Source organism: Gilliamella sp. N-G2, from assembly GCF_002142215.1.
Taxonomy (GTDB): domain Bacteria; phylum Pseudomonadota; class Gammaproteobacteria; order Enterobacterales; family Orbaceae; genus Gilliamella.
The window spans coordinates 14,835-31,662 of sequence record NZ_NAST01000027.1 but is presented as its reverse complement, the minus strand read 5'-3'; the positions used below and the strand labels follow the sequence as shown (position 1 = coordinate 31,662).

Here is a 16,828-nt window from a genome sequence, read left to right as displayed (position 1 = left end):
ATATGTCTGGCGGTAATAGCGCGGTGGTCCCACCTGACCCCATGCCGAACTCAGAAGTGAAACGCCGTAGTGCCGATGGTAGTGTGGGTATTACCCATGTGAGAGTAGGGTGCCGCCAGACTTTTAATTTATATACATACCAAATACGGTGGAGCGGTAGTTCAGTTGGTTAGAATACCTGCCTGTCACGCAGGGGGTCGCGGGTTCGAGCCCCGTCCGTTCCGCCATCTTATCTAGGGGCGTAGTTCAATTGGTAGAGCACCGGTCTCCAAAACCGGGTGTTGGGAGTTCGAGACTCTCCGCCCCTGCCACAAAAATGATGTTTTTGTTTTAATTTTAGTCATTTGTTCAAGTTTATATATATAAATAAGAAAATTTTGTTTACAGATTAACTTTGTCAATTATAATTCCCGCCCAAGAACTTTTATAATCTAGAGGATATAACATGGCTGAAAGTTTTGTAAGTCAACAACGTTTTTTTGATAACAAGAATTATCCAAGAGGATTTTCTCGGCATGGTGATTTTACTATCAAAGAGGCCCAGATCTTAGAAAAATATGGTTGTGCTTTTAGAGATCTTGATACAGAAACTAAAAAGCCAGCTACTCCAGAAGAAAAATCTTTTGTTGCAGTTTGTAAAGGGAAAAAGGAACCTATTACTGATTATGAAAAAACATGGTTAAAGTACCTTTCTAAAATCAACAAACCAAAACGTTTCCACACATTATCGGGTGGAAAACCTCAAGTTGATGTGGGAGATGACTTTGTCGATACTGATGATTAATTTGTTAGCCAATATTTTTGTGCATTTGAATTAATAATCGATCCATAGAGCGATAACTGAGTGCTTCTGAAATATGTTTTCGTTCTATGTTTTTTGCACAATCTAAATCAGCGATAGTACGCGATACTTTTAATATTCTGTGCCAAGCTCGCGCCGAAAGTCCTAATTTAATTAAAGCTTGTTCCAAATAGTCGTTATCTTCATCAGTTAATAAGCAATAAATTTGAATTTCTTTTGGTGATAATTGACTGTTTAACTTTTTATTTCTTATCATTTGAATCTTTCTTGCATCTATAACTCTTTTTTTTACTTTATCCGTTGATTCGGTAATAGTAACTTTCTGACTTAGTGTACCTTTAGGTAATAATGGTACTTCAATCGAGATATCAAAACGGTCTAAAAATGGACCAGAAAGTCGATTTAAGTAACGTATTATTTGTTGTGGTGTTGTTCTATTATGTGTACCTTGATAATGACCAGTGGGGCTTGGGTTCATTGCTGCTATAAGTTGAAACTTAGCTGGAAATTTTATTTTGGCATTCGCCCGAGATATAACAATTTCGCCAGACTCAATAGGTTCTCTAAGAGCATCTAATACTTTACGGTTAAATTCGGGTAATTCATCTAAAAATAGAACTCCATTGTGAGCTAATGAAATTTCTCCAGGACGAGGAATAGAGCCACCACCTACTAAAGCTGCAGTTGATGCACTGTGATGTGGTGCTCTAAATGGCCTTATTCGCCAATTTTGAATCGAACCATTAGTACTAACTAGACTAGTGATTGCTGCGCTTTCAAGTGCTTCGTCATCTGATAATGGTGGTAGTAATGAGGTTAATCGAGTGGCTAGCATTGTTTTTCCAGTTCCAGGTGGACCAATTAACAATAAATTATGTCCACCGGCAGCGGCAATTTCTAAAGCTCTTTTGGCATGTTCTTGACCAATGATATCTTGTAGATTGACGTGTTGATTATCTTCATCACCATCTTTATATTCTCTGTATTCAACTGACGGTAAAGTAATTTCATTGAATAGATATTGACACAATTCTAATAAATTATGCGTAATTAATGTATTATTATGGTGGATTAATGATATTTCTGATTGATTTTCAGAAGAGATAATTAAAGTCCGATTATTTTTTTTAGATGACAAAGCAGCAGGAATTGCCCCTTTTACAGCCTTAATTTCACCAGACAACGCCAATTCACCTAAAAATTCATATTCAGCAAGATGGTCATTAGGTATTTGTTCTGTAGCTGCCAGAATAGCAATTGCTATGGGTAAATCGAAACGACTCCCTTCTTTGGGCAGATCTGCCGGAGATAAATTAACAGTTATTTTTTTAGCAGGAAATGTAAAACCACTATTAATAATGGCACTTCTAACCCTGTCTTTAGATTCTTTAACGGTTGCTTCAGGCAGACCAACCAGAACAAAACCTGGTAATACATTACTAATATGCACCTCGACATTAATTTGAGGTGCTTGTATTCCTATAGATGCTCTTGTATAAATGATTGCGAGGGACATAATTTATCGTCATTAATTTGAGATTTTTAGCACTTTATTGATAATTCAAGAATGTGTATAAACCTATGACTAAAAATGCGTGTTTGTTCGCAAAAAATTTTCTAATTTTGTTACTACTTCAATTTTTTATTCTTATAAAGAATTTAGAAATAAATAGTGATATAAAAAATAAGCAAGTATTGCTTAATACAACAGAAGGACCTGTAGGAGTATCATAAATTAATGAAAATAGTATTCCACCAATGATTGAGATCATGCCAATTAATATTGCAATAATTGCCATTGATTCGGGATTTTTAGCATAATATTTTGCAGTAGCTGCTGGAATGATTAAAAGTGCTGTAATAATCAAAGCACCAACAAATTTCATAGCAATACCTATCGTTAATGCTAATAATATGGTTAGAATAAATTTTGTTAGTGGTACATTAATTCTATGACTAAATGCTAATTCTTCACTAACAGTAATAAATAAAAAATGATTCCACCGCCACACTAGCAATAATCCAATTATTACTACACAGATGATTATTTGGTAAACATCAAACATTGTTATAGATAAAAGATCACCAAATAGATAGCCCATTAAATCAATGCGTATATTATTCATTAAACTTATTACAACTAAACCTAATGAAAGAGCGCTATGAGCTAAAATACCCAGTAAGGTATCAACAGGAAGTTGCTTTTGAGATTCTAGCCATAATAATCCAATAGCTAAGATCAATGTTACTAAAATAATGGCATAAAATAGATTGATATTTAAAAGAAAACCAAAAGCTACCCCTAATAATGCTGCGTGAGATAATGTATCACCAAAATAGGACATTCTTCGCCAAACAACAAATGTGCCTAAAGGACCTGTTAAACAGGTTAAACTTAATCCTGCCAGTAAAGAGGGTAACAGTAACTCTATCATTATTTTTTTCCTCGTTGGTCAGGTAATATAATTTTTTGATTATGTTGATGTTGGCAAAAATCATGTTCATGATTGTGATTGTGTTTATATAAAGCAATTTGTGATGCGCCATGTTGTCCGAAAAGCGAAATAAACTCAGGATCATTTGAAACACTTGCTGGTGTTCCTGAACAACAAATATGGTGGTTTAAACAAATTACCTCATCAGTTTTTGCCATGACTAGATGTAGATCATGTGAAACCATTAATACACCACAGTTAAACTCGTGTTTTGCATCAATAATTAAATCATATAACAATACCTGTCCATTAACATCAACGCCTTGTGTCGGTTCATCAAGAATGAGTAACTTTGGGCGTTTAGCTAATGCTTGTGCTAAAAGAACTCGCTGCAGTTCACCACCTGATAGTTGATGCATGGATCGATCTATCAAATATTCAGCCTTAACTAATGATAATGTTTTATGAATATCTATTTGACTTAACTGTTTATTTAACTGCATAAAACGTTTTACAGTAATCGGTAAAGTTGGATTTAAATTTATGGATTGAGGAACATAGCCGATAGTTAAATCAGTTGTACGTTTAATGCTACCTGTAGTTGGTTTAATTAAACCTAAGATAACTTTGACAAGCGTTGATTTACCAGCACCGTTTGGCCCTAATACTGTAATAATTTGATTTAAATTAACCGTTAATGAAATATCATATAATATTTTCTGGTTATTTATTTCAACAGAAATATTATTAAGTGACATTAATTGCGTCATGATATTATTAGTCCTTGCTGGTCAATATGTTATGTTATATTATAACAATTATTCTGGTTTATTCCATCATATTTTATAAATATTGGATGATAATGTGACAAATTTAACTAACACTACTATAAAGTCTATCCGTTTTTTTTTATTAGTTTTTTTATCTATTTGGGCGCTAATAGTTAATGCTAATGCAACAATAATTTCTTCAGTAAGGCCTATTGGATTTATTACCGAAGCAATATCATCAGGTGTAATAGATACCGATATATTATTACCTGATGGTGCTTCACCACACACTTATTCATTAAAACCTTCTGATTTAATTAAAATCAAGAATGCAGACTTAATAATTTGGGTTGGTGAGGATATGGAAACTTTTATGCCAACTGTATTAAAAAATATTGATCACCAGAAACAAATAGAATTAATGGATGTTGGTGAAATTAAAAACTTACTTCGCACAAACCATGAAGAAGATACGCATCATGATATGCACGCAGATGATGAGCATCATGGTGAATATGATGAACATATTTGGCTTTCTCCTACTATTGCTAAAATCATTGCTAAATCAATTCATGATAAGCTTCTTGATTTATACCCCAATAAAGCGGCAATACTTGACTTAAATCTAGACAAATTCATTACAAATTTATCAGAAACGGAACAAAACATTGCAAAAAAACTAATTAACGTCCAAAATAGGGGCTATTTTGTGTTTCATGATGCTTATGGCTATTTTGAATCATATTTCGGATTAAAAAATCTAGGAAGTTTTACCATAAATCCAGCAGTACAACCTGGTGTTCAAACAGTTTATTCAATTCAAAAAGAGTTAGCTGAACACCAAGCGGTCTGTGTTTTTAGAGAGCCACAGTTTAGCCCTGCAATAATTAAAAAGATAGTGAATGGTACGGATGTTCGAATTGGTGAGTTAAATCCATTAGGGACAGGTATCCCTATAACAAAAGATTCATATTCACATTTTTTATTTGCATTGACACAAGAACTGTTGGATTGTTTAGATGAAAAATAATTTAGATAATAGATAGTTAAGGTTAATTTTGGTACGGCAGATTAAATCCTCTGATATTGGAAAAAATAATTTGAAAATTCCTTATTTTTCAATATTGGGAGTCCTTGTTGCTGTGATTTTAGTAACTATATTGTGGCGTCCTTTAAATTTAGATCGTACAGTGTATGTTCCTTTAAATTCACAAGCGCAAACCACAGTGACAGACACATCAACATCATCAGTTGTTATTGGTGATGGACGAGTAGATATGGTTGGTGATAAATCAAAATCAGAAAACGTCACTGAATCGTCCGATGTTCCAGAAGATGATATAGCTAAAGATGAATTAGACGATATTGCTGAAGAAAAAGATAACACCGTACAATATACCATTTCACGTGGAGATACATTACACGATATTTTATTTCGTTATAATGTTAATAAAAATGACATTTTACAGTTAACAAGTAAATTTAAACAGCTGGCCAATTTAAGAATTGGCCAGCAAGTAAGTTGGACAACTGATGACAACCATAATTTATTAACTTTCAATTGGACAATATCGAGCAATAACGTTCGTATTTTTGAAAAGTCAGGTAATACATTTATAGAAAGTTCTGAGACTATAGAAGGTACATCTGAAAATGTTGTCATTACTGGTGATCTTAAAACGAGTTTTGTTGCTGATGCACGTAAAGCCGGTCTAACTGGTAATGAAATCGGTATTATTACCCGAGCGTTGCAATGGCGCTTGGATTTTCGCCGTTTAAAAGTCGGAGATAAATTTGCCGTATATTTGTCACGTGAAATGCATGGTAAAAGATTATCTAAAAGCAAACTTCTTGGTGTTCGAATTAAAAATGGAACAAAAGATTATTATGCTATTTTGGCTGATGATGGTAAATACTATGATATTAATGCGGGTAGTTTGTCTCAAAGTTTTTTCCGTTATCCTTTGGCGAAGCAAGCTCGCGTATCATCAGGATTTAATCCTCGCCGTTTAAATCCTGTTACAGGCATCGTTACTCCGCATAATGGTGTTGATTTTGCTGTGTCTCGGGGAACGCCTGTTTTATCCGTTGGTAATGGTGAGGTCGTTATTGCGAAATATAGTGGTTCTGCTGGTAACTATGTTGCGATTCGTCATGGTAGGCAATATATGACAGCTTATATGCATCTGGATAAAATTTTAGTAAAATCTGGTCAACAAGTTAAGCAAGGCGATAAAATCGGCTTGTCAGGTAACACAGGGCGTTCAACAGGTCCCCATTTGCATTTTGAGTTACATATCAATAACAAACCGGTTAATCCATTAACCGCAAGTTTGCCAATTAACGAAGGTTTAACTGGTAAATCTAAGAAAACATTTATTGAAAAAGTTAAAAGTATTAAACCTCAACTTAGTTTTTAATAATATTTTGTTTTTTAATCTATTTTTATACTAATAATACTTATCTTACAGAGGCCAATGTGTCATTAAAAAGTTGTGCTATCATAAGGTAGTTTTATTTAAAATAAATATTGGGTGCAGTTTGAACATACCAACGAAAAAGACAACTAATAAAAAAGCTTCGAAGAATAATAACAAATCATGGTGGCGCCGTATTTGGTGGTTACTATTTAAGTTATTTCTTATATTTATTGCGGTAACGGTTGTTTATGGAATTTATTTAGATCAACAAATTAAAGAACGGATTGATGGTAATGTTTGGGAATTACCTGCTGCTGTGTATGGGCAAATTGTTGATCTTGAACCTGATAGTGATTATAGCCTTAGTGATATTGTTACGTTGTTAAAAGGTGCGCAATATCGTCAGCAAGATCATAAAACAACACGTCCTGGCGAATTTATTGTTCAAAACGATGCTGTTGAAATTTATCGACGACCATTTACTTTTCCTGATGGTGAAGAGCAATCTTTCCGAGTCAAAATAACTTTTTATGATAACAGAATTGATCGTATATCTAATTTAGATACTGGCCGTGACTTTGGCTTACTTAAAATAGATCCTAAATTAATAACCATGATGCATTCACCTAACGGTGAACAGCGACTTTTTGTCCCGTTAAAAGAATTTTCTGATTCGTTAATAAAAACCTTAATTGCAACTGAAGATAAACGTTTTTATGACCATCATGGTGTAAGTTTATATTCAATTGGACGGGCTATTTTTGTCAATTTGACCACTGGCCGAACCGAAGGTGGTAGCACATTAACACAACAAACAGTTAAAAACCTATTTTTGACTAATGAAAGAAGCTTAAGCCGTAAAATACGTGAAGCATATATGGCTATAATTTTAGATGCTCGTTATACTAAAGAACGTATTTTAGAACTTTATCTAAATGAGGTCTATTTAGGACAAGCTGGTAGTGAAGAGATCCATGGCTTTCCATTAGCGAGTCTTTATTACTTTGGACGCCCAGTTAATGAATTGACATTAGATCAACAAGCTGTATTAGTGGGGATGGTAAAAGGTGCTTCATACTATAATCCTTGGACTCAACCAGAACAAGTGATTGAACGCCGTAATGTTGTCTTAAAGCTTGCTGAACAGCAAGGGATTATTGATGAGGAGTTATACAACTTACTCAGTCAACGTCCACTTTCCGTTTTACCAAAAGGAGGGGTAATATCTCCACAACCAGCATTTATGCAAGTTGTGCGTAGTGAGCTGAGAAAACAGTTAGGCGATAAAGCGGATCATCTTTCTGGTATGAAAATTTTTACCACCTTTGATCCGGTTGCTCAAGCTGCAGCTGAACAATCCGTGACCAATGAAATTGAAAATTTACGTAAATCCACGAATAAAGATTTACAAACGGCAATGGTCATTGTCAGTCGTGAAACTGGTGAAATTCGTGCAATTATTGGTAGTGCTGAACCTCGTTATCCTGGTTATAACCGCGCGTGGTTAACAAGACGAGCAATTGGTTCACTTGCCAAACCATCAACTTACTTAACAGCTTTAGGCCAACCGGGGCGTTATCAGCTTAATAGTTGGCTTGATGACAGTCCATTATCAATAAAGTTGGATAATGGTACTTATTGGCAACCAAAGAATTTTGACCGCAAATTTCGCGATAAAGTGATGTTAATTGATGCGTTAGCCCTTTCGCTTAATGTTCCTACCGTTAATTTAGGGATGGGATTAGGTTTAGATGCAACCAAAAATACGTTACAAGCGCTGGGTGTGCCAGAAGATCGTATTCCGAATTTACCATCACGATTATTAGGTGCACTAGAATTAACACCTTTAGAAACCGCACAGATGTTCCAAACTATTTCCAATAATGGTCAACAATCACCACTAAAAATTTTAAGATATGTATTGTCCGATAAGGGCGAACTTGTTTATCAAAATTATCCACAACAAATTCAAGCGGTTTCTCAACAATCAGCTTATTTGACGACTTATGCGATGCAACAAGTAGTTGAATCAGGAACATCGCGCTCATTAAAAGCCAAATATGGATCATTTAATTTAGCCGCGAAAACCGGGACTAGTAATGATTCTCGCGATAGCTGGTTTACTGGAATTGATGGTAAAAATGTTGCGGTAGTTTGGATCGGTCTTGATGATCATTCTCCAATGAAATTAACGGGTGCAACAGGTGCTTTAAAAATATATAGTGAATACTTACAAAATAATCCGCCAAAAAGATTACAACTTCCAGTACCGCAAAATATATTTATGGTACCTATTGATAGCAATGGACAATGGCAATGTAATGGAGGTGGTGTACGTAGCTTACCTGCATGGACAATCAATCCTCAAAGTTTATGTTCGGGTAGTCCTCAAGCTGCATCTAATCAACAAGCACCAAGTTGGGTGACAGATTTGTTAAATAATTGAATGAGGTTATTATATGCCTGAATTACCTGAAGTTGAGACAAGTCGACGAGGTATTTTACCTTATTTAAAAGGCCAAACTATTGAGCAGATTATTGTCCGAAATCCAAAGCTTCGTTGGCCCATAGATGAAACAATTAACAATACTCAAGGGCAAGTGATAGTAGATGTTAAAAGGCGTGCCAAATATCTGTTATTACAATTGACTCATGATTGGATTGTCATTCATTTGGGAATGTCAGGTAGTTTACGGATATTAGAGACAAATCAACCACCAGGTAAACATGATCATGTTGATTTAGTATTAGTGAATGGAGTGAGATTAAGATATACAGATCCAAGACGTTTTGGAGCGTGGCTATGGACTTACTCTATTGAAGAATTAACTCAATTGAAGCGATTAGGACCAGAACCACTAACAGATGATTTTTCAGCTAATTATTTATTTGAAAAAGCTAACCATCGAAAAATACCAATCAAAAGTTGGATTATGGATAATCATATTGTTGTCGGTGTTGGTAATATTTATGCTTCAGAATCATTGTTTTTGGCAAAAATTAATCCAAATCGAAAAGTTAGTAGCTTAACATTAGTTGAATGTGAACGATTAGTTACAGCAATTAAGCAGGTACTTACAAAATCTATAGAGCAAGGTGGAACAACACTTAAAGATTTTGTTCAATCTGATGGTAAACCGGGATACTTTGTCCAGAACCTCCAAGTATATGGCCGAGAAGGTGATAGATGCTTAATATGTCAATCTATTATTAAATCTATTAGAATAGGACAACGTAATACATTTTATTGTGAAATCTGCCAAAAATAATAGATAAAATTAATTATATTTTTCTTTTCTAATAATTGTTTTAATTATTGATAGTAATATCAATTCAACTCTTTTTAGTTATCAATTATATAAAAATACTCATTGATCTCTTTTAACTTAGTTTATTTCAGGATAGTTTAGATAATAAACAATTTATTTATGGAATTAAAAAGAATATAATAGGATAAATTAAAAAATCTTTTTTACTCAAAAGGCTATGGACTTGTTATACAATATCGGCTATCTTTCTTGCTGTAAAATTAATTATATTTTGTAAAGCATATTATCTGTTATAAATTAACTTTAACATTATGATTTTAAAATACTTTCAATTTTCTTTATATGGGGTTAAGTCTATTTTAACCTAGTGTATTTTGCTATGATTAAGGAATTTAAGATGATCAAATTTGCTTCTCGCTTTTTGATAGCTTGTTTTGTTTTATTATCAACAATGATGGCTACAGCTGAAGTTAAGATTGTAATTACTGATGGCGTGAGTTCGGCCAAGCCAATTGCTGTCGTACCATTTAAGTGGACAGGAAGCGGAGAGCCTCCCCAAATTGTAGATAATATTGTCGCATCCGATTTACGTAATAGTGGTAAATTTAATCCTATTGATGTAACTGCAATGCCACAAAAACCAACAACCGCCTCTGAAGTTAATTCTAGTGTTTGGAGTAATATCGGTATTTCTGCAGTTGTAGTAGGAACAATTCAACCAGATGTTTCTGGAAAATATCTTATAACTTATCAATTAGTTGATACAGTTAATCGTCCAGGATCTGTTTTGGCTGAAAATCAGTTTTCGATTGAACAACGTTGGTTACGTTATGCCGCTCATACCGCGAGTGATGAAATTTTTGAAGCATTAACCGGTATCAAAGGTGCTTTTAGAACACGTATTGCCTATGTTGTTAAAAATAGTAAGGGGCCTTACACACATGAATTACGTGTATCTGATTATGATGGATTTAACCAAATAACTATACATCGATCAAAAGAGCCTTTAATGTCTCCAACATGGTCTCCAGATGGTAAAAAATTAGCTTATGTTACTTTCGAAAGTGGACGTTCTGCATTAGTATTAAAAACATTAGACACAGGTGCAGTGGAAACTATTGCTGCATTTCCTCAGCACAATGGAGCTCCTGCATTTTCACCAGATGGTAGAAAATTAGCTTTTGCTTTATCAAAAGGTGGTAGTCTGAATTTATATATGATGGATTTGAGTTCTAAAAAAATCACCCAAATTACCTCTGGCCGTAGTAATGATACTGAACCGTCATGGATGCCAGATAATCAAACAATAGTATATACATCGGATCAAGCAGGTCGTCCTCAACTTTACTCAATTAACATAAACAGTGGAGCAACACAGCGTATAACATGGGATAATACACAAAATCAAAATGCACGTGTATCACCAGATGGTACATTCATCGCTTTGATCTCAACAAATAATGGAGAACAACATATTACTCGATATGATGTAGAAACGAATACATATCAACGATTAACTGATACCTTCTTAGATGAAACCCCTAGTATTGCTCCAAATGGAACCATGATTATTTACAGTTCTTCTCAAGGGTTAGGTACAATTTTAAATCTGGTTTCTACGGATGGCAATTTTAAAGCAAGGTTGCCTGCGAGTGATGGACAAGTGAAATTTCCTTCTTGGTCACCTTATTTGTAAGGAACGGATATTTTTTAGGCAATATTATGATTATTAAAATTGTGTAAAAGTTATGGTCGTTATAATATATGCATCTAATCTTTCGAGTAGGTAACAATAGTTACTTTTAAGTTGGTTAGAAGTATAAAAATATAAGTAAAATCTATTTAAACACAAAGGAGTTAATACAATGCAATTTTCTAAATTTCTTAAAGTAGCTGCGGTTGCTTTTCCATTAATCGCTGTTACTGCATGTTCGTCAAATAGTAGTAGCAACGCTGGTGGCAACGGTTCTTTATCAAAAGAAGCTTTAGAACAACTTCAAAAATTACAACAGATTAACACTGTTTATTTTGATTATGATAAATATAATGTTAAATCAGAATATACAACATTATTAAATGCTCATGCTACATTTATTCGTGCAAATTCAAGTGTAAATGTTGTTATTGAAGGTCATGCTGATGAACGTGGTACCCCAGAATATAATATTGCATTAGGTGAACGTCGTGCAGCAGCTGTTAAATCTTATCTACAAGGTAATGGTGTTTCTGGTGAACAAATGACTATTGTATCATATGGTAAAGAAAAGCCAGCCGTTTTGGGTCATAATGAAGAAGCTTATGCTAAAAACCGTCGTGCTGTAGTTACTTATGCTGGATACTAATCTTATCAATGACGGCTGTTAAATCAGCCGTTTTTTTGTTTTCTAAATTCACGTCGAGTTTACATAATATGTATAGAAAAATACTCACATTGTCCTTATTTCTTTTATTTGCTGGATATGGTTGTGCTGCGGGTGGTTCTGATGTGGATAGAACAATACAAGCTCAAGGGCAGTTGATAATTCAGAATCAACAGAAAATAAGTGATCTACAATCAGATCTAGATACACTTCGTGGTCAATTAGAAGAAACAAGGTACCAACTTAATCAAACTATTGAACGTCAAAAGATGATTTTACAGCAAATGACTAATGGGACAGGATTCTCATCAAATTCAAGTACTGAAACTCAAGAAGACAGTTCTAATTCCGCATCGAATATTGATACTGCATCATCATCTTCAAGTTTATCAGGATGGTCGACTTCAGGTGACGATAAGGTAGATTATAATTTCGTAATGCAATATATCAATGATGACAAACAGAGTGATGACGTAATTGTCGCCTTTCAAAATTATCTAAAAGCCTACCCAAAAACAAATTACCGTGCAAATGTAAATTATTGGCTTGGCCAACTCTGCTATAAAAAAGGTAAAAAAGATGATGCATCATATTATTATGCAACAGTAGTAAAGGATTTTCCTTCGTCACCAAAAGCAGCTGATAGTCTTTATAAAGTAGGAGTAATATTACTAGATAAAGGTGATAAGAAAAATGCTAAAGCTGTTTTTCAACAAGTAGTAAATAAATATCCTAAAGATAAAAATACTGTTGATTTAGCAAACAAAAAAATAGCATCATTATAATAAAGTGTATAAATAAACAGCTATTAAATAAAAAAAGTAATAAAAGGGTTGCACTGCCTTATAATTATAAGTATCATAGCAACCCGAAATTGCTTGAAGTATTAAGAAATAAAGCCGAAAGTGATCATATAAAAATGGGTTGTTAGCTCAGTCGGTAGAGCAGCGGACTTTTAATCCGTTTGTCGAGCGTTCGAATCGCTCACGACCCACCACTTCATCTTATATTAAGCATTCACTCAAAAATACAACAAAATAAGTCGAAATAAACTTGTCGGTTGATTAATTAAAAAACTATAATAAAACAAACTATTATTTATTGACGTATTAATCTTTAAAAAATAAGTTTAGCAAAATATCCCCATATCTTTTCTCTAATTGTATTAATTCTATTTCATCACAATTAAAGTCTAATCTTTCAATAAGATATAACTTAAATAAATATATTAAACAGTTAAGAAAATAGAAAAATCTTGTAATAATAATTATCATTTGTTGTTATTTTAAAATTAATCAAATATCACAATAAAAATAGGAAAAATAATAAAATTAGTTAATCAATTCGTTTTAACTTGTATATTAGGTTCATCAGCTTTTATGGCTTACGCCCAAGTTAGAGCTAATGATAATAATATTGAAACTATCAAAGTTGTCGCAACTATTGGGGATAATAATGATCAACACATAAAAAAATCATCAACTGCAACTAAAACGCCTTTTGATATTAAGGATATTTCGCAAACCATTACTTCTGTGAAACTTGAGCAACAAAAAATTTATGGACAACACTACTTAGGTGTGATTGTTAATAAATTATCGGGAATTGATGCAACTTCTGATATGCGCGATGAAGGTATAAAAATACGAGGTTTTTCGGCAAGTTCAGGTGATATTTACCGTGATGGTATTCGTGCTAGTGGTCAAGTCAGACAAATTATCACTAATATAGAGCGAATTGAAGTATTAAAAGGACCTGCTTCAGTACTTTATGGTCGAAGTTCTGGTGGTGGAATCATGAATATGATCAGTAAACAAGCCAACTTTGATCCACCTTCGACATTTAGTTTGCATGGTGGTTCTTGGAATAAATATGGTGAAATGATAGATGTTAACCATGTTTTAAATGATAAACTTGCGGTGCGAATGACAGTTGATCACCAATCAGATAAAGGTTTTCGTAAAGGTATTAAACAACGGGATATGATGGTATCACCAAGTGTATTGTATGATAGTTTTGAAGGATTCAATTGGTTAGCACAATATACTAATGATAAATTGTGGCGTAAACTCTGATAGAGTGCTAGCTTATTATGATTTACCAAAAGGTGTTTCAATAAAAACAGCCTATGCTCACCCAGATGATTATGTGAAAGGTAATTTTAATTCATTACGTTCTGTGATGGGATATGAATTTGATCATACTAGGTCTATTAAATTAACCAATATGTACCGTAAAGCTAACCAAAATTTCGACCATTTCTATGCCGGTAATTATTGTAATTTGGATGGTAAATTAAGTAATGGTAATCTTTGTAACTATAAAGGAAAATTGAAATTCCGTCGGTCTTGGCAAGAAACATGGAATAAAACCTACAGTAATACACTTGATTTAGTCGGCAAATTTGATACATCAAGTATTATCGATGATATGTTAATTGGCGTTGAATATAATATTGAAAAATAAGAACCTCGATTAGCTTTAACTAGCCAATATCCGGAAGCCGTTGATCCGTATCACCCTCATTGGAATTCAAAAAAAATTCACTATAATAAATTGAGTACTAAGATTAATCATAAAGCTACCTCTAAAGGATTGTATTGGTAAGACCTAATTAGTTTTACTTAACAATGGAAATTACTGACTGGATTACGTTATGACAATTATGAGTTCGCATCAAATAATAAATTGAACCATCAAAGTCGTTCATATGATGATTACACTTTAAGTCCTCGTGTCGGATTGAATTGACAACAGATAGCATCCCAAAACTTTTATGCATCGTATAGTAAAAATTTTACACCTTAGTGAAGGCGAGGCTTGATTACCATTGCTACTAAATCTAAGACGGTTTATGATGACAAACCTCAATATTCACGGCAATATAAAATCGGGATTAAGAGTGATTGGTTTAATGATAAACTCTCTTCACAAACGCATTCTATGATCTTGAGCTCTATAACTTTCGCTATCAGCTAGATTCTGTCAATGATCCTTATAATTGGCAAGTAAGAGGGAGTTATCGTGGCTAAGGAATTGAACTAAGCGTGATTGGATAACTAAGAAAAAATTGGTATATCAATAGCGGTATTGGTTATCAACAAGCTAAAGTTCATAAAGATAAAAAAATACCGCCAAACATAGTGGCAATTTAGGGGTACGTTATCTACCACATGAAAATTGGTTCACAGAAGTCGAATTTAATTATAAGGGATCGATGTACAATGACGATAAAAATCTTGTTAAACATTCAGGTTATGGGTCGTGGAATGCTGCAATTGGGTATCAAACGCGATCGGTTGATGTAACCTTAGCATTAACCAAATTAGTTGGTAAAGAGTATTGGCGTTCCAGTAGTATGGCTGGTACTCCTAGAGTTTTCTTATTAACTGCAAGTTATAAATTATAAACTTGCTCACTACTTTTGGGGGAAGTGCTAGTAAGTTTTCTTATTTATAAATTAAAAAAGCAAATTAAAATGACATCTAGCGATAGTAAAGAGGGAATATTATTCCCTCTTTTTTTATTCTTCTTAAACTTTAGTCGCTAATTCAATAATTTTCATTGTGACTTCAAAGGATTTTAAGAATGATGATAATGGTAAAAACTCAAAGCAAGAATGGAAGTTATGGGCGCCAGTAAAATAATTTGGTGTGGTTAGTCCCCTTGCTGACAATGCCGAACCATCTGTTCCGCCACGCATGGCGATAGTATTTGGTTTAATTCCCAATAATTCAAATGATTGATAAATCAAGTCAATACATCGACGGTCATCACCTAAGTAGTTAGCTATATTGCTATAGGTGTCGCTAATTTGATATGAAATTTTTGCTCTAGGATATTTATGGCTGATAAAACTAATCACTTTTTGAATGTAAGTCTTACGAGCTTCATAGTGAATTAGATCAAAGTCACGAATACTCATTTTTAATGTAGTCGTGCTTTGGTTGCCAATAATATCATTAAACCAGAAATATCCTTCTTTACCTTCAGTATGTTCAGGTGTTTCACAGCTATCAAAACAGTTAATAATATCATTTGCGATGCGGATAGGATTGATTAAGACATTTTTTGCCGACATAGGATGAGCTGATACCCCTTCAATCTCAATGGTAACCGCTCCGGCATTGAATGTCTCATAAACGACTTCACCCAATTCACAACAGTCAATAGTATAAGCAAAATCAGGTTTAAAACGTTGTAAATCAAGTTTTTTGGCACCATTTAAACCAACTTCTTCATCTGGGACAAAAGCGACATAGATATCACCATGTGTACAATTTTGTTGTTGCAATTGATCTAACATGGTCATGACAACGGCAATTGCTGCTTTGTTATCAGCACCAAGAACACTAGTACCATCAGTTACAATCAACTCTTCATTCAGATATTTTTTCAATTCTGGATGTTCAGCTACCTTAAACCAAATATCTTTTTCGCTGTTTAATAAGATATCTTCCCCCGTAAAAGTTACACGTTGTGGATTAATCTTTTCAGATAGCGCAACATCAACGGTATCAAGGTGTGCAACAAAACCGATTTTCGGTGCATGCGGTGTGTTACCGGCTAATTTCGCCGTCACAATGCTATGTTCATCAAGATAAACATCTTGCATATTCAATGCAATTAACTCTTGTTTGAGTTGTTTAGCTAACTCAGTTTGCCCTGGGGTAGAGGGGACAATTGCCGAGCCAGCTTTGCTTTGGCTAGGAATACTTACATAACGTAAAAATCGGTCAACTAATTGTTCGGTAATATTCATTATTTAAATC

14 protein-coding genes, 3 tRNA genes, 1 rRNA gene and 1 pseudogene are annotated in these 16,828 nt (G+C 33.8%); 15 read left to right on the top strand and 4 right to left on the bottom strand.

Annotated features, from left to right (window positions below):
* Nucleotides 1–5: 5 nt before the first annotated feature.
* From rrf to B6C99_RS10985, 4 genes are all read left to right on the top strand, one after another.
* A 5S ribosomal RNA gene (gene rrf, locus B6C99_RS11000) occupies nucleotides 6–121 on the top strand.
* 29 nt (nucleotides 122–150) lie between these two features.
* Nucleotides 151–227 (top strand) — tRNA-Asp (locus B6C99_RS10995).
* 8 nt (nucleotides 228–235) lie between these two features.
* Nucleotides 236–311: transfer RNA gene (locus B6C99_RS10990), tRNA-Trp, on the top strand.
* A gap of 134 nt (nucleotides 312–445) precedes the next feature.
* Nucleotides 446–784 (top strand): DUF413 domain-containing protein, encoded by a 339-nt coding sequence (locus B6C99_RS10985; RefSeq protein ID WP_086359867.1) that lies wholly within the window; start codon nucleotides 446–448, stop codon nucleotides 782–784.
* Between the two features lie 4 nt (nucleotides 785–788).
* Here the strand turns inward: B6C99_RS10985 and B6C99_RS10980 are convergent, their stop codons facing one another.
* From B6C99_RS10980 to znuC, 3 genes are all read right to left on the bottom strand, one after another.
* Complete coding sequence (locus B6C99_RS10980; protein WP_086359866.1) at nucleotides 789–2,318, bottom strand: YifB family Mg chelatase-like AAA ATPase; 1,530 nt, start codon at nucleotides 2,316–2,318, stop codon at nucleotides 789–791.
* A 118-nt stretch (nucleotides 2,319–2,436) separates the two neighbouring features.
* Nucleotides 2,437–3,237 carry a zinc ABC transporter permease subunit ZnuB gene (gene znuB / locus B6C99_RS10975; RefSeq protein ID WP_086359865.1) on the bottom strand — a complete coding sequence of 267 codons (801 nt, stop codon included), beginning with the start codon at nucleotides 3,235–3,237 and terminating at the stop codon, nucleotides 2,437–2,439.
* Entirely contained in the window at nucleotides 3,237–4,007 is a 771-nt protein-coding gene (gene znuC, locus B6C99_RS10970; protein WP_086359864.1) for a zinc ABC transporter ATP-binding protein ZnuC, read from the bottom strand. The genes znuB and znuC overlap by 1 nt, the downstream gene beginning before the upstream one ends.
* Before the next feature lie 94 nt (nucleotides 4,008–4,101).
* On the opposite strand from znuC, the gene znuA reads away from it, so the two are divergent.
* The 11 genes and pseudogenes from znuA to B6C99_RS10915 form a co-directional block, all read left to right on the top strand.
* On the top strand, nucleotides 4,102–5,037 hold the full coding sequence (gene znuA / locus B6C99_RS10965; protein WP_086359863.1) for a zinc ABC transporter substrate-binding protein ZnuA: 936 nt from the start codon (nucleotides 4,102–4,104) through the stop codon (nucleotides 5,035–5,037).
* 28 nt (nucleotides 5,038–5,065) lie between these two features.
* Entirely contained in the window at nucleotides 5,066–6,427 is a 1,362-nt protein-coding gene (gene mepM / locus B6C99_RS10960) for a murein DD-endopeptidase MepM (RefSeq protein WP_173795342.1), read from the top strand.
* A 127-nt stretch (nucleotides 6,428–6,554) separates the two neighbouring features.
* Nucleotides 6,555–8,873, top strand: coding sequence for a bifunctional glycosyl transferase/transpeptidase (gene mrcB / locus B6C99_RS10955; RefSeq protein ID WP_371265838.1), 2,319 nt, complete (start codon nucleotides 6,555–6,557; stop codon nucleotides 8,871–8,873).
* Between the two features lie 13 nt (nucleotides 8,874–8,886).
* Nucleotides 8,887–9,696, top strand: a complete 810-nt coding sequence (mutM, locus tag B6C99_RS10950) for a bifunctional DNA-formamidopyrimidine glycosylase/DNA-(apurinic or apyrimidinic site) lyase (protein ID WP_086359860.1) — start codon at nucleotides 8,887–8,889, stop codon at nucleotides 9,694–9,696.
* Between the two features lie 400 nt (nucleotides 9,697–10,096).
* Nucleotides 10,097–11,392 (top strand): Tol-Pal system beta propeller repeat protein TolB, encoded by a 1,296-nt coding sequence (gene tolB, locus B6C99_RS10945; RefSeq protein ID WP_173795343.1) that lies wholly within the window; start codon nucleotides 10,097–10,099, stop codon nucleotides 11,390–11,392.
* Nucleotides 11,393–11,561: 169 nt separating this feature from the next.
* Nucleotides 11,562–12,038, top strand: coding sequence for a peptidoglycan-associated lipoprotein Pal (pal, locus tag B6C99_RS10940; protein WP_086359858.1), 477 nt, complete (start codon nucleotides 11,562–11,564; stop codon nucleotides 12,036–12,038).
* A gap of 68 nt (nucleotides 12,039–12,106) precedes the next feature.
* On the top strand, nucleotides 12,107–12,841 hold the full coding sequence (gene ybgF / locus B6C99_RS10935) for a tol-pal system protein YbgF (RefSeq protein ID WP_158092473.1): 735 nt from the start codon (nucleotides 12,107–12,109) through the stop codon (nucleotides 12,839–12,841).
* Nucleotides 12,842–12,977: 136 nt separating this feature from the next.
* A tRNA-Lys gene (locus tag B6C99_RS10930) sits at nucleotides 12,978–13,053 on the top strand.
* Between the two features lie 382 nt (nucleotides 13,054–13,435).
* A complete protein-coding gene (locus tag B6C99_RS10925) occupies nucleotides 13,436–14,131 on the top strand; it encodes a TonB-dependent receptor plug domain-containing protein (protein WP_086359856.1) in 696 nt (231 codons plus the stop codon).
* Entirely contained in the window at nucleotides 14,106–14,522 is a 417-nt protein-coding gene (locus tag B6C99_RS10920; protein ID WP_086359855.1) for a hypothetical protein, read from the top strand. The genes B6C99_RS10925 and B6C99_RS10920 overlap by 26 nt, the downstream gene beginning before the upstream one ends.
* Before the next feature lie 673 nt (nucleotides 14,523–15,195).
* A pseudogene (locus tag B6C99_RS10915) lies at nucleotides 15,196–15,465 on the top strand (TonB-dependent siderophore receptor); the annotation flags it as partial.
* Between the two features lie 123 nt (nucleotides 15,466–15,588).
* Here B6C99_RS10915 and pepT read toward each other — a convergent pair.
* Nucleotides 15,589–16,818 carry a peptidase T gene (gene pepT, locus B6C99_RS10910; protein ID WP_086359853.1) on the bottom strand — a complete coding sequence of 410 codons (1,230 nt, stop codon included), beginning with the start codon at nucleotides 16,816–16,818 and terminating at the stop codon, nucleotides 15,589–15,591.
* Between the last annotated feature and the right edge of the window lie 10 nt (nucleotides 16,819–16,828).

What these genes read in the sequence shown, in the direction of transcription:
- B6C99_RS10985 (WP_086359867.1), top strand. Translation starts at nt 446, where the DNA reads ATGGCTGAAAGTTTTGTAAGTCAACAACGTTTTTTTGATAACAAGAAT.
- B6C99_RS10980 (WP_086359866.1), bottom strand. Translation starts at nt 2,318, where the DNA reads ATGTCCCTCGCAATCATTTATACAAGAGCATCTATAGGAATACAAGCA.
- znuB (WP_086359865.1), bottom strand. Translation starts at nt 3,237, where the DNA reads ATGATAGAGTTACTGTTACCCTCTTTACTGGCAGGATTAAGTTTAACC.
- znuC (WP_086359864.1), bottom strand. Translation starts at nt 4,007, where the DNA reads ATGACGCAATTAATGTCACTTAATAATATTTCTGTTGAAATAAATAAC.
- mutM (WP_086359860.1), top strand. Translation starts at nt 8,887, where the DNA reads ATGCCTGAATTACCTGAAGTTGAGACAAGTCGACGAGGTATTTTACCT.
- pal (WP_086359858.1), top strand. Translation starts at nt 11,562, where the DNA reads ATGCAATTTTCTAAATTTCTTAAAGTAGCTGCGGTTGCTTTTCCATTA.
- ybgF (WP_158092473.1), top strand. Translation starts at nt 12,107, where the DNA reads ATGTATAGAAAAATACTCACATTGTCCTTATTTCTTTTATTTGCTGGA.
- B6C99_RS10925 (WP_086359856.1), top strand. Translation starts at nt 13,436, where the DNA reads ATGGCTTACGCCCAAGTTAGAGCTAATGATAATAATATTGAAACTATC.
- B6C99_RS10920 (WP_086359855.1), top strand. Translation starts at nt 14,106, where the DNA reads ATGATAAATTGTGGCGTAAACTCTGATAGAGTGCTAGCTTATTATGAT.
- pepT (WP_086359853.1), bottom strand. Translation starts at nt 16,818, where the DNA reads ATGAATATTACCGAACAATTAGTTGACCGATTTTTACGTTATGTAAGT.